The following is a 239-nucleotide window of genomic DNA, read 5'->3' on the forward strand; positions in this document are numbered from 1 at the left end:
ACATATGGCTGTTCGTAGAGCACGTACGGGGAAAAAGGGAACAAACAATAGTCAAAGTCATACCTACTATTTTGATATTGAAAAATGCAAAGTATGTCCATTCAAAAGTGGATGTTACAAGGAAGGCACTAAAAGTAAAACATATTCTGTGACAATTAAATCCACTGAACATAAGGAACAACAAGCATTTCAAGAAAGTGCATATTTTAAAGAAAAGGGGAAAGAGCGTTATAAAATTG

Annotated in this window: 1 pseudogene; it reads left to right on the plus strand. The window is 33.9% G+C overall.

The annotated features are described in order from the left end of the window. Window positions 1–239 (plus strand): annotated as a pseudogene (locus MR059_RS22535) (IS5/IS1182 family transposase); the annotation flags it as partial.

The sequence above is a fragment of the Bacillus cereus group sp. BfR-BA-01522 genome, from assembly GCF_022662635.1.
In the GTDB taxonomy this organism is placed as follows: Bacteria; Bacillota; Bacilli; order Bacillales; family Bacillaceae_G; genus Bacillus_A; species Bacillus_A cytotoxicus.